Raw genomic sequence first — 16,900 nt, forward strand, 5'->3', positions numbered from 1 at the left:
TTATGGCGTGGCGTGCCCGCCGCGTGGCGCCGATGCCGCGGTGTTCGCGCTTGCGGTGGCATCGGTGGCGTTGGCGGTGGTGGTGCTGGCGTTTTGCGATGTAGCGCCCGCGGGGAGCGCTACCGGCGCACTGTCCGTGGCGGTTGCCGGCTCGTGGTGTTCGAGGGTGCGGTGCCCACCTTCGGACACCCCGAAACGCTGGTAGATGCGCGAAAGCCAGCGCGGCGCCCACCAATTCCACTTGCCTAGAACCGTCATGGTGGCCGGAACCAGGAGGATACGGCTGAGGCTGGTATCCGCAATCACGGTGATGGCCAGCAGCACGCCCACTTCCTTGATCGCTAGCATCTGCCCGAAGCAGAAGCCCACGAAAACCGCCACGATAATCGCGGCTGCGGAGGTAATAATCCGCCCGGAACGCTGCAAGCCCAAGGAAACCGCCCGATCATTCGATTCCCCGGCATCCCAATATTCCTTCATGCGCGCCACCAGGAATACCTCGTAGTCCATGGAGAGCCCGAAGCCGAAGGCCAGGCCACAGGCCACCACCACCGCCGTGAGTCCATCGGTTTCCGGCAAGCCCAGCAGGCCGTTATCGAAGAGGAAAGCGGTGAGCCCGAGGGAGGCCACCAGGGAGAGCGAATTAATAATGATCGCCTTGAGGGGGATCAGCACCGAGCCGGTCATGAGGAAGAGCAAGATGAGCACGGCGAGTAGCACCACCGCGAAAGCGATGGGTGCACCCTCGCGCAGCACCTGATTGAAATCAATCTGGATGGCCGCGCTGCCGCCCACCAGGATCTCCGTATTCGCGGCGCTTTCCGCGTGGGCGCGAATATCGCGAACGGTAGTACTGGCCTGGGCGGAGGTGGGATCCCCACCGCTGACAAATACCCCGAGGTTATGCCAGCCGTTATCCATCTTCGTGGATTCCCCAACCTTGGATACCGCCGGCAGCCCGGCGATCCACTCCGATTGCTCGCGCAGGGAGGCGGCGTCGCCCTTTACCAGGACCGTAATGGCCGGCTGGCTCAAATCCGGGTAATCGCGTTTGAGAATTTCCTGGGTGGTGCCCGGCGAGGAGCTCACCGGAATATATTCGCTGGTATCCGTACGTAAAGTGGTGTCCTTAATAGGAATAATCATGACCACGAGGATGGCCGTCACCACGGCCATAATCACCCACGGGCGGCGCTGCACCCAGCCGGCAATCCGCGAGAACACCCCGTGATCGGTATGGGTATCACCCACCGCGCGCATGAGGTGCCCCAGCCCGGGAATTTTCGCGAGCACCGAAGGCTGAGCCAGCCGCGGCCCGGCGATGCGCAAAAGGGCGGGCACCAAACTCACCGCGGAAATAACCGCGAGCAGCACGACGACGAAACCGCCCATGGCAATAACCCGAATAATACGGGAATTGAAGGCGAGCAGCCCGGCAATGGCAAAAGCAATGGTGACGGCGGAGAAGATCACGGTGCGCCCGGCGGTGCGGACCGTGGTGGCCAGCGCCCTTTCCATAATGACGGCCAGGTCTTTCTTCTCCGGGCGGGCGCCCGGTCCGTAGCGTTTCTCAATACCGCGGGTGATTTCTTCCCGGTAGCGGGAAACCACCAGCAGGCCGTAATCGATGGAGAGCGCCAAGCCGATAATGGAAACCACATTGAGCACGAAGGAATCCACATCCGCCACGAAGGTGAGGAGCCAAATACCGCCCAGGGTAATAATGATGGCCACAATAGCCCCGGCCAGCGGCATGAGGGCGGTGAGGACCCCGCCGAAGACCAACACCATGAGGATCAGGGCCACGGGCAGGCCAATGGCTTCCCCGCGCACCAGATCGTGGCGGGCCACATCGTTAATAGCGGTCATCGCGGCGTTCGCAGAGGTGGCATCCACCTGGACAGAGTGAGCGGCCGCGAAAGAATCAAGCGCCTGCTGGACTTCGGCCTCGGTGGCTTCGCTCTTCGCATCCGAGGTGAAGGTGATGACGAGGGCGAAGCCGTCCGCGGCGCGCAAACCGGCCGTTTCCTCGCTCGCCTGGGTGCGGGCTTGCGCTATGCCTTCTTCACGCGCGGAAGCGATGACTTCTTCCTCACTGGGTTGGCCCGCCTGGGCCGCGGCTGCCGCGGCGCTCGCCTCCTGGGTGGCGCGGGCCTGGGCTGCCTCGCGCGGCATGCCGGCGCGCATGAGCTGCCCGGTAGCCGCCTCAATCTGGGTGGCGAGTTGCTGCTGGGCTGCGGCGGCGGCCTTCTGGTATTCCGCGCGCGCTTTCTCCTCCGCCTGGGCTGCGCCTTCCGCTTCGGCTTCCCGCACGAGGGAGGGCGAGCTCACCGCGCTGGCAACACCCGGGATTTTCGCGATGTTTTCACTGAGATCAGCAATATCAGCGGTGAGTTCCTGCGGTTCGGTGGCGCCGTGGATCACGGCCACCATGCGGTAATCGCCCTGGGAATCGGTGAGTTCCAGGACGCGGGCGGATTCCGTTCCGGTGGTGAGGCCCTGGGTGGAGGACATGCGGGAGAACAGGCCTCCCTGACCGAAACCTGACAGTGCGGCGATACCGGCAACAACGGCGCACAATATCCAGGTGATGATGACTCTCCACGGGTGGCGAATAGAGGCACGCGCTAACAACTCTGTCATGCCTCTATTATCGCTCATTTTCCCGAAAAATAGCGGTTTTTAAGCCATCTTTGAACGCTTGACCTGGAGCTTTCGCGTACGCTGCCCGTACCCGCCACCTGTACCCGCCGCCCGTACCCGGTGCGCGGCCCGCGCGCGCCGGGTCGCCGGGCACCGTGCTGGGTGGCTCGCCTACCCCGCGCGTGCGCCCAAGCGCCGAGCTCGTAGACTGGGAGGGTGGATCTCTTCGAAAGTAGCCAAGTTGATGCCCGCGGGGTGCCCGATTCCGATACCGGCCCGCTGGCGGTGCGGATGCGCCCGCGCACGGCCGCCGAGGTGGTAGGTCAGGATGAGGTGCTCGCTCGCGGTGCGCCCTTGCGCCGCCTCATTGACGCGGAGGCCGGGTCTGCGCCGTCGTCGGTATTTTTGTGGGGACCACCCGGGGTGGGGAAAACAACTCTCGCGTACCTCATTGCCCGGTCCGGGCAGCGCGATTTTATTGAGCTCTCCGCGGTGAGCGCCGGGGTGAAAGACGTGCGTGCCGCGGTGGAGAGCGCGCGGCGCAAGCTGGTGAGTAGCGGCACCGAAACGGTGCTCTTTATTGACGAAGTGCACCGCTTCTCGAAAACACAGCAGGATGCGCTGCTACCGGCCGTCGAAAACGGGTGGGTGATCCTGGTGGCCGCGACCACCGAAAATCCGGCTTTTTCCGTGGTGGCGCCGCTACTCTCACGCTCGCTTCTCGTCACGCTACGCGGTTTGAACGACGACGATATCCGCGCCATCATCAATCGGGCCCTCACCAGTGAGCGCGGGCTGGGCGGGGCATATACCCTGGACGAGGATGCGGAATTTAACCTGGTGCGCCTGGCCGGGGCGGACGGGCGGCGCAGCCTGACCCTCCTGGAAGCCGCGGTGGACGGGGCGCGCGCCCGCGGGGAGCACCGGGTGAGCGTGGAGGATGTGGCGCGGGCCGCCGATGGCGCCACCGTGCGCTACGACCGCGATGGTGACGAGCACTACCAGGTGATTTCCGCCTTTATCAAATCGATCCGCGGCTCGGATGTGGATGCGGCGATGCATTATCTGGCGCGCATGCTGGAAGCGGGGGAGGACCCGCGGTTTATCGCGCGCCGCCTTATGATTTCCGCGGCCGAAGATGTGGGGATGGCCGATCCTTCCGCACTGCAAACCGCCACCGCGGCGGCCCAGGCCGTGGCGCTGGTGGGGATGCCCGAAGCGCGGATTATTCTGGCGGAAGCCGTGGTTCACCTGGCCACCGCCCCGAAATCCAACCGGGCCTACCGCGCGATTAATGCCGCGATTGCCGATGTGCGGGCCGGGAAAAGCGCCCCGGTGCCCCTGCCGCTGCGCAATGCTTCCTTCAAGGGAGCTGCCGAACGCGGCTACGGGGAGGGCTACCGCTATGCCCATGATTACGAGGAAGGTATCGCTCCCATGCAATTTATGCCGGAGGGTCTGGAGGGCACCCGGTATTACGAACCGACCACCCGCGGTTACGAGGCGAATATCACCCCGCGTCTGGCCCGTAACCGCGAGGTGCTGGGCCGGGAGAACTGATACACTAGTTCGGTTGCTTTGCGAGAAGTAACACCTGGGGTCTTAGCCGATTGTGTTGGCCCCGAACCGGCGCCGCTCGGCGCTGGAACGTACATCTACAGGAGATTATTCATGGCAGGAAATCGTTCTCGTAAGGCCGTGCGTCAGTCGCGCGCCCTGGGCATCGCCCTCACCCCGAAGGCTGAGCGCTATATGCAGCGCCGCCCCTACCGTCCCGGTGAGCACGGCCGCGGCCGCACCAAGGATTCCGACTACTCGGTCCGCCTCAAGGAAAAGCAGCGCCTGCGCGCCCAGTACGGCATCCGCGAAGCGCAGATGCGCCGCGTGTGGGAAGAAGCGCGCCGCCAGGATGGTCTGGCCGGTGAAAACCTCGTGGAGCTGCTGGAAATGCGCCTGGATGCCCTGGTGCTGCGCGCCGGCTTCGCGCGTACCATCGCCCAGGCTCGCCAGGTTGTGGGCCACTCCCACGTGATGGTGGACGGCAAGATCGTCAACCTCCCCTCCTACCGCGTGACCCCGGGCCAGGTTGTGCAGGTCAAGCCGAAGTCGCAGGCCTCCCCGCAGTTCCTCGTGGCCGCGCAGGGCGCGCACCGCGATGTGCTCCCCGCGGTTCCCGAATATCTTGATGTTGACCTGGAGAAGCTGAAGTTCACTCTGGTGCGCCGCCCGCGCCGCGTAGAAGTTCCGGTCCAGGCTGATGTCCAGATGATCGTCGAATACTACTCCCGCTAAATCAGTGGGACGTCAGGAAGGGTGCACCCGCAAAGGTGTGCCCTTTCTTTATTTCATAGCTTGGTAGCTATGTGACAGCGATGCCCGCCGCTGCTTCTAGCGCCCACGCAGGCAGCCGCGGCGTCGTCGTAAAAAATATGCTACTCCCGCCCGTGCCTCGAAAATAGCGGGCGGGAGAGCCTGTACCATAGGTGCGTGGCCGGCTCGGCCACATAAGTCATAAGGAGACAAATACGTATGCGCACCGCTGAGATTCGCCGGCGCTGGCTGGATTACTTCGCGAAGCACGACCATCATATTGAGCCGTCCGTGCCCCTCGTGTCGCCCGATCCGTCCATTTTGTTCACGATTGCCGGCATGGTTCCCTTCATTCCTTATATCGTGGGAACCCAGCGAGCTCCGTGGCCGAGGGTAGCCTCGGTGCAGAAGTGCATTCGTACGAATGATATCGATAACGTGGGCAAAACCACGCGGCACGGTACCTTCTTCCAAATGTGCGGCAATTTCTCCTTCGGGGACTACTTCAAGGAAGGCGCTATCGACCTGGCCTTCGGGCTGCTGTGCGCGCCGCTGGACGAAGGCGGTTACGGCCTGGAAATCGAGCGGATGTGGGTGACCATCTGGGAAGAAGATGAGGTCTCCTTCAAGAAGCTCGTTGAGGTGGGCGTGAACCCGGCCCATATCGTCAAACTGACCCGGGAAGAAATTTTCTGGTCCACGGGCCAGCCTGGACCGGCCGGTCCCTGCGCGGAAATTCATTACGACCGCGGTCCCGAATACGGGCCGGACGCCGTGGGCGGAACCGTGGACCCGGGCGGGGACCGCTACCTGGAAGTGTGGAACCTCGTTTTCGACCAGTACCGGCGCGGGGAAGGCTCCGGAAAGGACTACCCGCTGCTCGGGGAGCTGGACCAAACCGCTATCGATACCGGCGCGGGCCTGGAACGTATCGCCTTTCTGCTCCAGGGCAAAAATAATATGTACGAAACCGATGAGGTCTGGCCGGTTATTGCCCGCACCCAGGAACTCACCGGGCGTACCTACGGCGCGAACGAAGAAGACGACGTCCGCATGCGCGTGATCGCCGACCACGTGCGTTCAGCCATGATGCTTATTAACGACGGCGTGCGCCCGGGCAATGACGGACGCGGCTACGTGCTGCGCCGGCTCATGCGGCGGGCCATCCGTTCGATCCGCTTGCTCGGGGTGGATGCCGCGGTCCTCGGGGATCTGGTGGAAACTTCGAAGAACGCCATGAAGGAGTCCTACCCCGATCTGGAGGAAAACTTCGGGCAGATTCGCCAGGTGGCGGTGGAAGAAGAAGCCGCCTTCCGGCGCACCCTGGCCACCGGCGAACAGATTTTCGCGGCGGCCGTGGATAGCGCAAAGAGCGCGCCGCATACCGGCAAGGTGATTATCCCCGGATCGGCGGCTTTCACCCTGCATGACACCTACGGATTCCCCATCGACCTCACCTTGGAAATGGCGGCCGAAAAGGGTGTGGACGTGGACGAAAAGGGCTTCCGGGCCCTCATGACCGAGCAGCGCGAACGCGCGCGGGCCGATGCCCAGGCGAAGAAAACCGGGCACGTGGATGCCCACGTGTACCATGAGATTCTTGACGCGCAGGGCGGGCCCACCTCCTTCCTCGGCTACTTCGAAAAGGCCGCGGAAGCGCGCGTGGTGGCCATCCTTGAAAACGGGGTGCCAGTGCCGGCGGTGAGCGCGCCCTCCGATGCCGATGTTATTTTGGACAAGACCCCCTTCTATGCCGAAATGGGCGGGCAGCTGGCTGATCACGGCACCATTAGCGTGGCCGGGGGCGGGATGTTCGACGTCGTAGACGTGCAGGCGCCCGTCAAGGGACTGCATGTGCACCGCGGCTCGCTGACCGAAGGGACCATCGCGGTGGGCGATATTGTGCACGCGCAAATCGATACCCTGCGCCGCCACCGGATCGCCCAGGCGCATACCGCGACCCATATGATCCACAAGGTGCTCCACGAGTTCATCGGTGAGCAGGCCACCCAGGCCGGCTCCGAGGATGCTCCCTCGCGGCTGCGTTTCGACTTCCGGCACGGGTCGCAAATCCCAGTGGATGTGATGACGCAGATCGAAGCGCGCGCCAATGAGCGCCTTCAGGACAACCTGGAAGTAACGTGGGCCGAATACCCGATTGAAGAAGCCAAGAAACTCGGGGCGCAGATGCTCTTCGGGGAGAAGTACGGCGATATTGTGCGGGTGGTCTCCATTGATGATGCCTGGTCGCGGGAATTCTGCGCCGGCACCCACGTGGCGAACACCGGTGAAATCGGGATGATTACCGTACTGGGTGAATCCTCCATCGGTTCCGGGGTGCGCCGTATCGACGCGCTGGTGGGCGAAAGCGCCTACGCGCAGGGGGCGCGCGAACGCGCTCTGGTTTCCCAGCTCACCGCGATGATGGGGGTGCGCCCGGAGGAACTCCCCGAGCGTATCGACACCATGCTCGGCAAGCTCAAGGCAGCCGAAAAGCAAATCGCGGCGCTGCGCCAGAAGGATATTGTGGGGCAGGTAGATACGGTTATTTCCCAGGGCGTGCACCTGGGCAATCGCACTCTCTACCGCGCTCACCTGGGCGTGGTAGAAAGCGCGGATGACCTGCGGGTGCTCGCCACGGAGGTGCGCGGGCGGCTGGCTCCTTCCGATGATTTCATCGTGATTATTACCGGGATTAGCAATGAGCGGCCCCTCATCGTGGTGGCGGCGTCCGAAGCGGCGCGCAGTGCCGGGATGAAGGCCGGGGCGCTGGTCTCGCGGGCGGCGAAGATCCTGGGCGGGGGCGGCGGCGGTAAGCCGGACCTCGCGCAGGGCGGCGGCTCGGATGTGACGAAGCTGGATGAAGCCCTCGCGGTTCTGGAAGCGGAGCTGCGCGGCTAATGCGGCGAGGCGTACGGATCGGAGTGGATGTAGGGCGGGCACGCACCGGCGTGGCCAGTTGCGATAGCGACGGTATCCTCGCCACTCCGGTCGCCACGCTCCCCGCGAACGGCACGGACGTGAGTGAGGTTGCTCGCGAGGTGCGCGAGCGCGGTGCCATCGAGGTGATCGTGGGCTTGCCGCGCAATATGGACGGGAGCGAAGGGGCCTCCGCGCGGTATTCGCGCAGGTGGGCGCGGCGTTTAGCCCGGCGTATCGCCCCGGTGCCGGTGCGGTTATTCGATGAGCGCTTGTCTACGGTGGCCGCTCACGCCCAGTTGCATGAGGCCGGGCGCAGCTCGCGGCGCCACCGCGCCGTTGTTGACCAGGTTGCCGCGACCGTTATTCTTAATAATGCGTTGGAAGCAGAGCGGCTCACCGGCGCACCTGCCGGCGAACTCGTGGCGGCGACAACCGAAGCGCAAAGCGAAGCGAAAGGCGATAATGAGTGACGTTTTTGACCGCTTGAGTGCGGACGACGCCGATACCCCGCGCCGTCGCCAATCGGGTGCGCGGGGGAGGTCTCACGGGGCTAGTTCCCAAGGGGGCGTGGCGTCGCGGAGCGGTGAGCTACGGGGCGGCTCCCAGCGGGGCACGGCGCGCGGAAGTCATCCGCACGGGCGCGGCGCGCAGGGGCGGGGAAGCTCCGGGCGGGTGCCGGCCGGGCGCAGCTCATCGGGGCGAAATTCAGAAGGCCGCAATGCCGCGGAGGCGAGGCGCCGGGCCGCGGCGCGGCGCAATGAGCGGGCCCGCTTGCGTAGGCGCCGTCGTATCACCACCGGAATTATTACTGTTCTTCTTGTCACCGCGCTCACCGCGGCGGCTGTTATTTTCTTCCCGCGCCTGCTGCACAGCTCCGATACCGTGCGCGATTACAGCGGAGAAGGAACCGGCCAGGTCGTGGTGCGGATTCCGGAAGGAGCCACCGGGCGGCAGATCGCCGCGGTGCTCGCCGAAAAAAATATTGTTGCCACCGAAGGCGCATTTATTGATGTCTTTTCCCGCGACCCGCGCTCCACGGGCATTCAGGCCGGGGCCTACACTCTGCGCGAGCAGATGTCCGCATCGGCCGCGCTATCCGCGCTACTGGACCCGGCCAATGCCGCCACAATTAAGGTGACGATTCCCGAAGGCTTCACGAAATGGCAGGTGCGGGACCGGCTCGGCAACCTCATGGATATCGATGTCGGGGTGGTCGAAGATGCGATGAACGACGCCGCAGCTCTCGGGCTGCCCGCGGAAGCCGGCGGAAACGTGGAAGGCTGGCTGGCGCCCGCCACCTATGATTTCGATCCGAATACCACGGTGACCGAGGCACTTCAGCAGATGGTGGAGGTTCAGGTGGGGCGCCTGGAAGCCAGCGGTGCGGAGCGGAGCCGGTGGCAGGCGGTGCTTACCACGGCCTCTATCGTGGAACGCGAAGGGCACCCGGCTGACTATCCGAAAGCTGCGCGGGTTATCGAGAACCGGCTCGGGGATAACGCCCCGGAGGTCGCCGGGCGGCTCCAGATGGATTCCACCGTGCTCTACGGGGTGGGTAAATCCGGCGGGGTACCCACCCGGGCCGAATTGGACGCGGATAATCCCTATAACACCTACCGGGTGAAGGGCCTACCGCCCACCGCTATCGGGGCCCCCGGGGTGGAGGCCATTGAAGCGGCCGTCAATCCGGCCGAGGGCAATTGGCTCTACTTCACCACCGTCAACCTGGAAACCGGGGAAACGAAGTTCACGGCCGATTACGAGGAACAGATGCGTTTCCAGGCCGAATTCCGCGAGTGGTACGCCGCGCACCCGGACGGGGAGAAGAAGGACCACTAGCGCAGCCGCGTATAGGTACGACGGCGCAAGGCGCTCTGGCACATGCCGATTCGACGATGCCGGTACTTATCCCCAGGTTGCCCAAACGGAAGTGCTATCCACAGGGGGCAAGCCGGGGCTGGTTCAGGTGCCGGGGCATCCGTAATCTGAGCGCATGACCTTCTTTTCTCGCGAGCGCATCCTGCGCGGTACCCTCAGCCCACCGGTAGCGGTCGTGCTCCTGCTGGGCCTGAGCCTGTGCTGGGCGGGGCTGGGGTGGTCGCGTGCGGTAGGTGCACTTAGCAGTGGGAGCCCGGTTAGTGATGCTGGTGCAGCTGGCGCTGCTGGCGCGCTCCTGGGGGCCGGAGTACTCTTAGGCGCCGGTGCGCTTGCGCTTCTTTGTGAGGGCGTGTGCGGGGCTTTCCTGGCGCTTGCCGCGGTGGTGGACGCGCGGGTGCAGCTCCTTCCCGATCCGCTGCTGGCCGCGGCCGGGGGAGCCGCCCTCACGGGGATAGCGCTGCGCGGGCAGTGGGAGGATCTCGCTATCGGAGCCGTGGCCGGCCTGGGCGGCTACGTGGCGCATCGCTTCGCCCAGCTCGGCTGGGGTGATGTCAAAATGCTCATCGTGCTGGGCTGGTGGACGGGCCCGCAGCTCGGGCTCGCCCTACTCCTCAGTGTGCTGGGCGCGGGGATCTTCGCCGCGGTGCGGGTGCTGAGCGCCCGGCTCACCCTGGCTGATGCGGTGCCTCTCGGGCCGTGGCTCATGGGCGGTGGCGCCCTCGCCTGGCTGGCCGGGCTAGGATAGGTAGGCGCCTGCATCCCGGTAGCAACGGGCAGTGGCGCGGAACGGAACTGCTTATTCATCTGGTATCAGCACGGGTTACCAGAATGGGTAGCGGGACCTATGAACATAGGAACGGGGAAGGACGGCGCATGATTCGGTGGTCAACAGCGGGGGAATCCCACGGAGCAGCCCTCGTGGCACTCATCGAGGGGATCCCGGCGGGCCTGAGCCTGAGTTCGGATACCATTCGCGATCAATTGGCCCGCCGCCGGCTCGGCTACGGTCGCGGCGCCCGCCAGAAATTCGAACAGGATAAGCTGCACGTTCTTACCGGATTGCGGCACGGAGCCACCCTCGGTTCACCCATCGCCCTCGTTATTGAGAATTCCGAATGGCCCAAATGGGAAGCGGTCATGTCCGTGGACCCCGTCCCACCCGAAGCCCTGCTGCGTAATGCCGGGCGGGGAGATAGCCAAGAACTTGCCCGTAATAAGCGCCTCACCGCGCCTCGGCCCGGGCATGCCGATCTCACCGGTATGAATAAATACGATCACAGCGATGCTCGGAATGTCCTCGAACGCGCCTCGGCCCGGGAGACCGCGGCCCGGGTGGCTCTGGGTGCCATCGCCCGCGAGTACGCGAGCCAAAGCGCTGGAATCACTATTATTTCCCGGGTGGTAGCCATCGGCTCCGTGAGTGACACTTCGGATACCGTTCCGGGGCCGGGCGATGCCGCGGCTCTCGATGCTTCGCCGGTGCGCTGCCTGGATGAGGCCACGGCACAGGCCATGATGGATGAAGTTGATCGGGCGAAAAGCGCGGGGGATACCCTGGGCGGCGTCGTCGAAGTTCTTGCCTACGGCGTGCCGCAAGGCTTGGGCAGTTACGCAACCCCCTACGGGCGTCTCGACGCGGAACTGGCCCGCGCCATGATGTCGATCCAAGCCGTTAAAGGCGTGGAAATTGGGGACGGATTCGCCACCGCCGGCAGGCCCGGCAGCCAGGCCCATGATGAGATTGTCCGCACGGAAGATGGCGTGCACCGCCTGACCAATCGGGCGGGTGGCATCGAAGGCGGCATGTCCAACGGCGAAACGATCCGGGTACGGGTTGCTTTCAAACCGATTTCTACCGTCCCACGGGCCCTGCGTACTATTGATACCGAAACTGGCGAAGCCACCACCGCGCTCCACCAGCGCAGTGATGCCACCGCCGTGGTTCCCGGAGCGGTCATCTGCGAAGCGATGATGGCCTTGGTGCTCGCGGAAGCACTCCAGGATAAATTTGGCGGGGATACCCTCGGTGATACCCAAGCGGCGGTGCACGCCTACCTGAACCGCATCCCGGAGGAACGCCGATGAGCGTGCGGGCAGTGCTGGTCGGGATGCCCGGAGTGGGCAAATCGACCGTGGGAAAGCTGCTGGCCAAGGATCTTGAGCTTCCTTTCGCCGATTCGGATGCTCTTATCGTCAGCGAAACCGGACAGAGCATCCCCGAGATTTTCCAGACGGTAGGGGAAGAGGGATTCCGACGGCTGGAAGCCGATATTATCGCGCGCACTCTCGCGGATTTTGACGGCGTGCTCTCCCTGGGGGGAGGCGCTATTTTGAATGAGGCCACCCGCCGGGCACTGCGCGGTTACCCCGTGGTTCTTATCGAAGCGCGGATGGATATTTTGGTGCGGCGTATTACCGGATCACGCACCCGCCGCCCGCTCCTCGAGGATAATCCGGCGGCACGGCTGCGCGAACTCGACCGGGAACGCACTCCGCTCTACCGCGATATCGCCAGCGTGACGGTGACTTCCGACGGGGGTTCCCCGCACCGGGTGGTGCGCCGGATTCGCGCGGCCCTGGAGGCGTGTGCGTCGCAAAGATGAAACTCCCCGTGTAAACTTGGGGAGGACTATTTCTGAAAGGATACCTTGTGGCAACAACCAATGATTTGAAGAATGGCATGGTCCTGGTATTCGACAACCAGCTGTGGCAGGTTGTTGAGTTCCAGCACGTCAAGCCGGGCAAGGGCCCCGCTTTCGTGCGGACCAAGCTGAAGAATGTCCTCTCCGGCAAGACTGTGGATCGCACCCTCAACGCGGGCATTAAGGTCGAAACCGCCACCGTGGACCGCCGCGATATGCAGTACCTCTACCATGACGGCACCGATTTCATCTTCATGGATGAGGATACCTACGAACAGGTTCCCGTCACCGCTGAAGTCATGGGTAATCTCGCCAACTTCCTGCTCGAAAACCAGAAGGCCATCGTGGCTTTCCACGAAGGTAATGTGCTGTTCGTAGAACTACCCGCTTCGGTGATCCTCGAAGTGACGGAAACCGAACCGGGTCTCCAGGGCGACCGCTCGAATGCGGGCACCAAGCCGGCTACGGTGCAGACTGGGTACGAACTCCAGGTGCCGCTCTTCCTCAATATCGGGGACAAGATTAAGGTTGATACGCGCACCGGTGAATACATTTCCCGGGCGAACGACTAATGGCTAAACAGAAGAAACGCCGGTCCACGGGCCGTTCCACCCAGCGCCATCGCGCCTTAGATGTGCTTTTCGAAGCTGATGAAAAGAACATCACCTCGGAAGCGGGTATTCTCGAGCTCCTTGCCGAACGCCAGCGTGTCTCCACCGCCCAGGTTCCCATTGGGGAATTCGGCTCGCAGATCGTGACCGCATACGCGCAGCAAATCTCGCAGGTGGATACCCTCATTGAGGCCTCCTCGGAGGATTGGTCGCTCGAGCGCATGAACGCGGTGGATCGCAGCGCTTTGCGCGGTGCGGTTGCCGAACTCATGTACCTGGGGACTTTCCGCGGTGCCGTGATCGTGGAGTGGACCAACCTGGTGCGCGAATTCTCCACGGACCGCTCGGTCGGTTTCGTGATGGGCGTGCTCAACAAGGCTGCCGATATCCGCGAACGTGAGGAAAGCGGCAGCACACCCATTCTTCAGAACGACGACGCCGCTACCGCGGTGGAATCTGGCGAAGAAAGCGAGCCTTCGGAATCCGATGAGGCGGGCCTCATCGCCGCTATCCGCACCGGCCAGTTGGATACTCCCGAAGCCGGCGAAGTCAGCGTAGAAGAATAAGAGTTTTTCTGACAGCCAGTACCTCATGGCGAGTTTCCGTGAACGATTTCACGGAAACTCGCCATTTTTGTGCACGTGATCAAGCTTTCGTCGCTCAGCGATAGTTGTGCATCCCCGGGATCCGCGGGGTTACCGGCGGCCGTAATTGGAATTGCGGCCGAAAAGGCGGTCGAGTTCGCGCCGTTCTTTCTTCGTGGGGCGGCCGCTACCAGGATCGCGCCGCATCACCGGCAGATAAACTTTCTCCCGCGCCGGGGTGAGATCCTCGTAATTTTCCCGGGCCACCGGAGCACTCGTCCGCTTGGTAATAATTCCGGTAACTTTGAGGATCCGATCAAAGCCTTCCACCCGGTAGCGCACCACGTCACCGACACGGACTTTCGCGGCGGGCTTGACCGGTTCATCGTTGATGCGCACGTGGCCGGCCTTGCATTCGGAGGTGGCGAGCGAGCGAGTTTTGCACTGCCGCACACTCCATAGCCATACGTCAATCCGGGTTGTTTCCATGGCTGTAGCCTACCCGGACGCCACTACCGGTCGCGAACTTCGTCACAAGCCGCGGCGCTGACCTGCCGCGATGGTTTTATAAAAAAACAAGGGCGTGGCTTCTTATATTATTTAGCGCTATTTCGCTCTACGCTACTAACAAGACGAAGAAGTTTCGTAGCGTCAGCGTCGCCGTGACTGATGTTGACGGAATTGTTATGAGCACCAGGGTATATCTGATGCGCTAGAAAGGGGACACTGTGGAGGTACCACCACTTACTCCGGAGCAGCGTCTCGCCGCTTTGGATAAGGCCGCCGAAACACGGCGGCGCCGCGCGGAACTTTTGCAGCAACTGAAATCCGGACAGCTGCACCTTTCGGAGGTTTTGGCTCAGCGTGATGACCCGGTCGTTGCGCGCACCCGCGCCAGTGTGCTGCTGCGGGCACTTCCCGGTATCGGTGAAGCCAAGGCCGCGCGGGCCATGGCCGATATTGGGATCGCTCCTTCCCGGCGCGTGCGCGGGTTGGGTGTGCATCAAACTGCGGCTCTCATCGCGCTTTTCGGTTAAAGGCTGAGCCGGGGCAGGACTCAACTACTCCTGGCAGCCGGCCGGCGCAGAACTTCGCGAGCGAAAATTGTGTCGTAGGGCTGTGGCAGAATAAATGTCATGACACCTGAGGATCATCGCCGTATTTGCGTGCTTGCCGGCCCTTCCGGGGTAGGGAAGGGAACCGTGGTTGCGCAGCTCCTTGAGCGGGAGCCGCGCATCTGGCTCTCCATTTCTGCCACCACGCGCGCGCCTCGCCCGGGGGAACGCGAAGGGGAATCCTACTTCTTCGTGGATGATGAACACTTCGATCGCCTCGTGGAAAGCGGGGAGATGCTCGAATGGGCCGTTGTCCACGGGAAACACCGTTACGGAACCCCGCGCCAACCCGTGCTGGAAGCATACGCAGCGGGAAAAATTCCGCTTCTCGAAATCGATCTGGCAGGGGCGCGCCAGGTTCGCCAGTCGCTGCCCGAAGCTTTCCAGATTTTTCTAGCCCCGCCGTCGTTCCAAGAACTTGAGGCGCGGCTGCGCGGGCGCGGTACCGAAACCGAGGAGGCCATCGACCGCCGCCTGGAAACCGCTCGTGGCGAATTAGCTGCGCAGGGGGAGTTTGACGCCGTCGTCGTAAATGACACCGTGGCACGTGCCACCGGCGAAATCCTCGACCTCATCGCCCCAAAGCGTTAGAATAAAAGGCCGAAGCTTCACGGTGGTACCCGCATGCGGTGCCACGTTTATCCAGAAGGGAACTACATGTTCGGAACTGTTCCGGAACCCGAAGGTATTACCAACCCGCCCATTGATGATCTTCTCGCAAAGATTGACTCGAAGTACGCGCTGTGCGTGCTTTCAGCGGATCGGGCGCGTCAGATCAACTCCTACAAGCAGGAAATGGCGCGCGGGGACGGCAATATCGAGCATTACGGTGCGCTTGTCTCGGCGGAACCGGAAGAAAAGCCCCTGTCCATCGCGCTGCGTGAAATCGCCGAGGACAAGCTCGAATGGCAGCTGGACGAAAAGTAGAGCACACACCGCGCGTCGTTATCGGCGTGACCGGAGGTATCGCCGCCTATAAAGCGGCCTACCTCGTCCGGCTTTTTGTGAAAGCCGGTGCGGATGTGCATGTTATTCCCACCCCGGCCGCCCTGGAGATGGTCGGGGCCACCACGTGGGAAGCCCTCACCCACCATCCCGTTCTGGTGCGCACCAGCGAACACGCTGATGAAGTTGCGCATGTTCGGCTCGGAAAAGAAGCCGATCTCATTGTGATTGCCCCGGCAACTGCGAATACCATCGCGAAAGCTCGGGCAGGCATAGCTGATAACCTCCTCCTCAACACCTTGCTGGTGGCGCAATGCCCGGTCGTTATGGCACCGGCAATGCACACCCAAATGTGGGAGCATCCGGCCACCCAAGAAAATATTGCGGTGCTCCAGGCACGCGGGGTGCATATTATTCCACCCGCTACCGGGCAGCTCACCGGGGCGGATTCCGGGCCGGGCCGGCTACCCGAACCGGAAGAGATTTTTGCGCACGCCTGGGCAATCCTTACCGGCGAAAGCCCGGAAACACGGGCGGTGCAGGGCGGCGCGGAGCATGCGTCGCTGCGCGGGCGGCATATTCTCGTTACCGCGGGCGGTACTCACGAAGCTCTCGACCCGGTCCGTTTTATCGGCAACCGCTCCTCGGGGCGTTTTGGCCTGGAAATAGCGCGCGCCTTGCTGGAACGCGGCGCGCAGGTCACCGTGCTAGCAGCCCATGTAAGCCGCGATATTACCGCACTTGCTCCGGGAGCTGAGATTGTTCCGGTCAGTTCGGCACGCGATCTTCATGAAGCGGTTCTGGCGCGGGTGAAGGATGTGGATGGCGTGGTCATGAGCGCCGCGGTGGCAGATTTCCGCCCGGTCGAAACCGCCGCGAGCAAACAGAAAAAAGACGGCAGCGGCACACGCGTCGTCGAACTGGTGGAAAATCCCGATATTTTGGCTGATATTTCCCATAAGCGGCGCCGGTCTGGCCAGCTCATCGTCGGGTTCGCGGCGGAAACCGGGGATGCGGGCGGAACCGTCTTGGATTACGGACGGGAAAAAGCGCGGCGCAAAGGCGCTGATTTACTTGTCATCAACCGGGTGGGGGAGAAAGCCGGTTTCGGTGAGGTACCTACTGAGATCACCGTGGTCACGCCAGCGGGTGAGATCATCGCGAGCGGAGCGGGCACCAAAGCCCAGATGGCTGTTATCATTGCGGGCCTTATAGCCGATCACTTCACCACCGAGCGCGTATAGAATAAG

General features: G+C 63.1%; 15 protein-coding genes and 1 pseudogene. 14 read left to right on the forward strand and 2 right to left on the reverse strand.

The window, feature by feature from the left end:
• A complete protein-coding gene (locus ACRQHG_RS01765) occupies window positions 1-2,643 on the reverse strand; it encodes an MMPL family transporter (protein ID WP_435719371.1) in 2,643 nt (880 codons plus the stop codon).
• A 216-nt stretch (window positions 2,644-2,859) separates the two neighbouring features.
• On the opposite strand from ACRQHG_RS01765, the gene ACRQHG_RS01770 reads away from it, so the two are divergent.
• From ACRQHG_RS01770 to ACRQHG_RS01815, 10 genes are all read left to right on the forward strand, one after another.
• Entirely contained in the window at window positions 2,860-4,203 is a 1,344-nt protein-coding gene (locus tag ACRQHG_RS01770; RefSeq protein ID WP_435713630.1) for a replication-associated recombination protein A, read from the forward strand.
• 111 nt (window positions 4,204-4,314) lie between these two features.
• Window positions 4,315-4,935, forward strand: coding sequence for a 30S ribosomal protein S4 (gene rpsD / locus ACRQHG_RS01775; RefSeq protein ID WP_016442833.1), 621 nt, complete (start codon window positions 4,315-4,317; stop codon window positions 4,933-4,935).
• Between the two features lie 237 nt (window positions 4,936-5,172).
• Window positions 5,173-7,854 (forward strand): alanine--tRNA ligase, encoded by a 2,682-nt coding sequence (alaS, locus tag ACRQHG_RS01780; RefSeq protein ID WP_435713629.1) that lies wholly within the window; start codon window positions 5,173-5,175, stop codon window positions 7,852-7,854.
• Window positions 7,854-8,345: a Holliday junction resolvase RuvX gene (gene ruvX / locus ACRQHG_RS01785; protein WP_087070825.1), complete on the forward strand. Its 492-nt coding sequence runs from the start codon at window positions 7,854-7,856 to the stop codon at window positions 8,343-8,345. The genes alaS and ruvX overlap by 1 nt, the downstream gene beginning before the upstream one ends.
• Entirely contained in the window at window positions 8,338-9,714 is a 1,377-nt protein-coding gene (gene mltG, locus ACRQHG_RS01790; protein ID WP_435719372.1) for an endolytic transglycosylase MltG, read from the forward strand. Before ruvX ends, mltG begins: the two co-directional genes overlap by 8 nt.
• 154 nt (window positions 9,715-9,868) lie before the next feature.
• The gene (locus ACRQHG_RS01795; RefSeq protein ID WP_435713627.1) at window positions 9,869-10,498 is read left to right on the forward strand and encodes a prepilin peptidase; all 630 of its coding nucleotides are present in this window, start codon (window positions 9,869-9,871) and stop codon (window positions 10,496-10,498) included.
• Between the two features lie 128 nt (window positions 10,499-10,626).
• Complete coding sequence (aroC, locus tag ACRQHG_RS01800; RefSeq protein ID WP_435713626.1) at window positions 10,627-11,838, forward strand: chorismate synthase; 1,212 nt, start codon at window positions 10,627-10,629, stop codon at window positions 11,836-11,838.
• Entirely contained in the window at window positions 11,835-12,356 is a 522-nt protein-coding gene (locus ACRQHG_RS01805) for a shikimate kinase (RefSeq protein WP_435713625.1), read from the forward strand. The genes aroC and ACRQHG_RS01805 overlap by 4 nt, the downstream gene beginning before the upstream one ends.
• Before the next feature lie 47 nt (window positions 12,357-12,403).
• Entirely contained in the window at window positions 12,404-12,967 is a 564-nt protein-coding gene (efp, locus tag ACRQHG_RS01810; RefSeq protein WP_016442826.1) for an elongation factor P, read from the forward strand.
• Window positions 12,967-13,572 (forward strand): transcription antitermination protein NusB, encoded by a 606-nt coding sequence (locus ACRQHG_RS01815; RefSeq protein ID WP_435713624.1) that lies wholly within the window; start codon window positions 12,967-12,969, stop codon window positions 13,570-13,572. The genes efp and ACRQHG_RS01815 overlap by 1 nt, the downstream gene beginning before the upstream one ends.
• Window positions 13,573-13,701: 129 nt before the next feature.
• On the opposite strand, the gene ACRQHG_RS01820 is transcribed toward ACRQHG_RS01815, so the two are convergent.
• Window positions 13,702-14,079, reverse strand: a complete 378-nt coding sequence (locus tag ACRQHG_RS01820; RefSeq protein WP_435713623.1) for an RNA-binding S4 domain-containing protein — start codon at window positions 14,077-14,079, stop codon at window positions 13,702-13,704.
• 239 nt (window positions 14,080-14,318) lie between these two features.
• Between ACRQHG_RS01820 and mihF the strand changes: the two genes are divergently transcribed.
• The 4 genes and pseudogenes from mihF to coaBC all read left to right on the forward strand — a co-directional run bounded on the left by mihF (window position 14,319) and on the right by coaBC (window position 16,894).
• Entirely contained in the window at window positions 14,319-14,627 is a 309-nt protein-coding gene (gene mihF, locus ACRQHG_RS01825; protein WP_026429388.1) for an integration host factor, actinobacterial type, read from the forward strand.
• A gap of 99 nt (window positions 14,628-14,726) precedes the next feature.
• Window positions 14,727-15,296 (forward strand): guanylate kinase, encoded by a 570-nt coding sequence (gmk, locus tag ACRQHG_RS01830; RefSeq protein ID WP_435713622.1) that lies wholly within the window; start codon window positions 14,727-14,729, stop codon window positions 15,294-15,296.
• Window positions 15,297-15,362: 66 nt separating this feature from the next.
• Window positions 15,363-15,611, forward strand: a pseudogene (gene rpoZ / locus ACRQHG_RS01835) (DNA-directed RNA polymerase subunit omega); the annotation flags it as partial.
• The gene (gene coaBC / locus ACRQHG_RS01840) at window positions 15,611-16,894 is read left to right on the forward strand and encodes a bifunctional phosphopantothenoylcysteine decarboxylase/phosphopantothenate--cysteine ligase CoaBC (protein WP_435713621.1); all 1,284 of its coding nucleotides are present in this window, start codon (window positions 15,611-15,613) and stop codon (window positions 16,892-16,894) included. The pseudogene rpoZ and the gene coaBC, both read left to right, overlap by 1 nt.
• Window positions 16,895-16,900 lie beyond the last annotated feature (6 nt).

It is taken from the genome of Actinotignum vesiculae, from assembly GCF_051267215.1.
Classification (GTDB): Bacteria; Actinomycetota; Actinomycetes; order Actinomycetales; family Actinomycetaceae; genus Actinotignum; species Actinotignum schaalii.

Coding starts and splice junctions, on each gene's coding strand:
- rpsD (WP_016442833.1), top strand. CDS start 4,315: ATGGCAGGAAATCGTTCTCGTAAGGCCGTGCGTCAGTCGCGCGCCCTG.
- aroC (WP_435713626.1), top strand. CDS start 10,627: ATGATTCGGTGGTCAACAGCGGGGGAATCCCACGGAGCAGCCCTCGTG.
- ACRQHG_RS01795 (WP_435713627.1), top strand. CDS start 9,869: ATGACCTTCTTTTCTCGCGAGCGCATCCTGCGCGGTACCCTCAGCCCA.
- ACRQHG_RS01765 (WP_435719371.1), bottom strand. CDS start 2,643: ATGACAGAGTTGTTAGCGCGTGCCTCTATTCGCCACCCGTGGAGAGTC.
- alaS (WP_435713629.1), top strand. CDS start 5,173: ATGCGCACCGCTGAGATTCGCCGGCGCTGGCTGGATTACTTCGCGAAG.
- ACRQHG_RS01820 (WP_435713623.1), bottom strand. CDS start 14,079: ATGGAAACAACCCGGATTGACGTATGGCTATGGAGTGTGCGGCAGTGC.
- ruvX (WP_087070825.1), top strand. CDS start 7,854: ATGCGGCGAGGCGTACGGATCGGAGTGGATGTAGGGCGGGCACGCACC.
- gmk (WP_435713622.1), top strand. CDS start 14,727: ATGACACCTGAGGATCATCGCCGTATTTGCGTGCTTGCCGGCCCTTCC.
- ACRQHG_RS01805 (WP_435713625.1), top strand. CDS start 11,835: ATGAGCGTGCGGGCAGTGCTGGTCGGGATGCCCGGAGTGGGCAAATCG.
- ACRQHG_RS01815 (WP_435713624.1), top strand. CDS start 12,967: ATGGCTAAACAGAAGAAACGCCGGTCCACGGGCCGTTCCACCCAGCGC.
- coaBC (WP_435713621.1), top strand. CDS start 15,611: ATGGCAGCTGGACGAAAAGTAGAGCACACACCGCGCGTCGTTATCGGC.
- mltG (WP_435719372.1), top strand. CDS start 8,338: ATGAGTGACGTTTTTGACCGCTTGAGTGCGGACGACGCCGATACCCCG.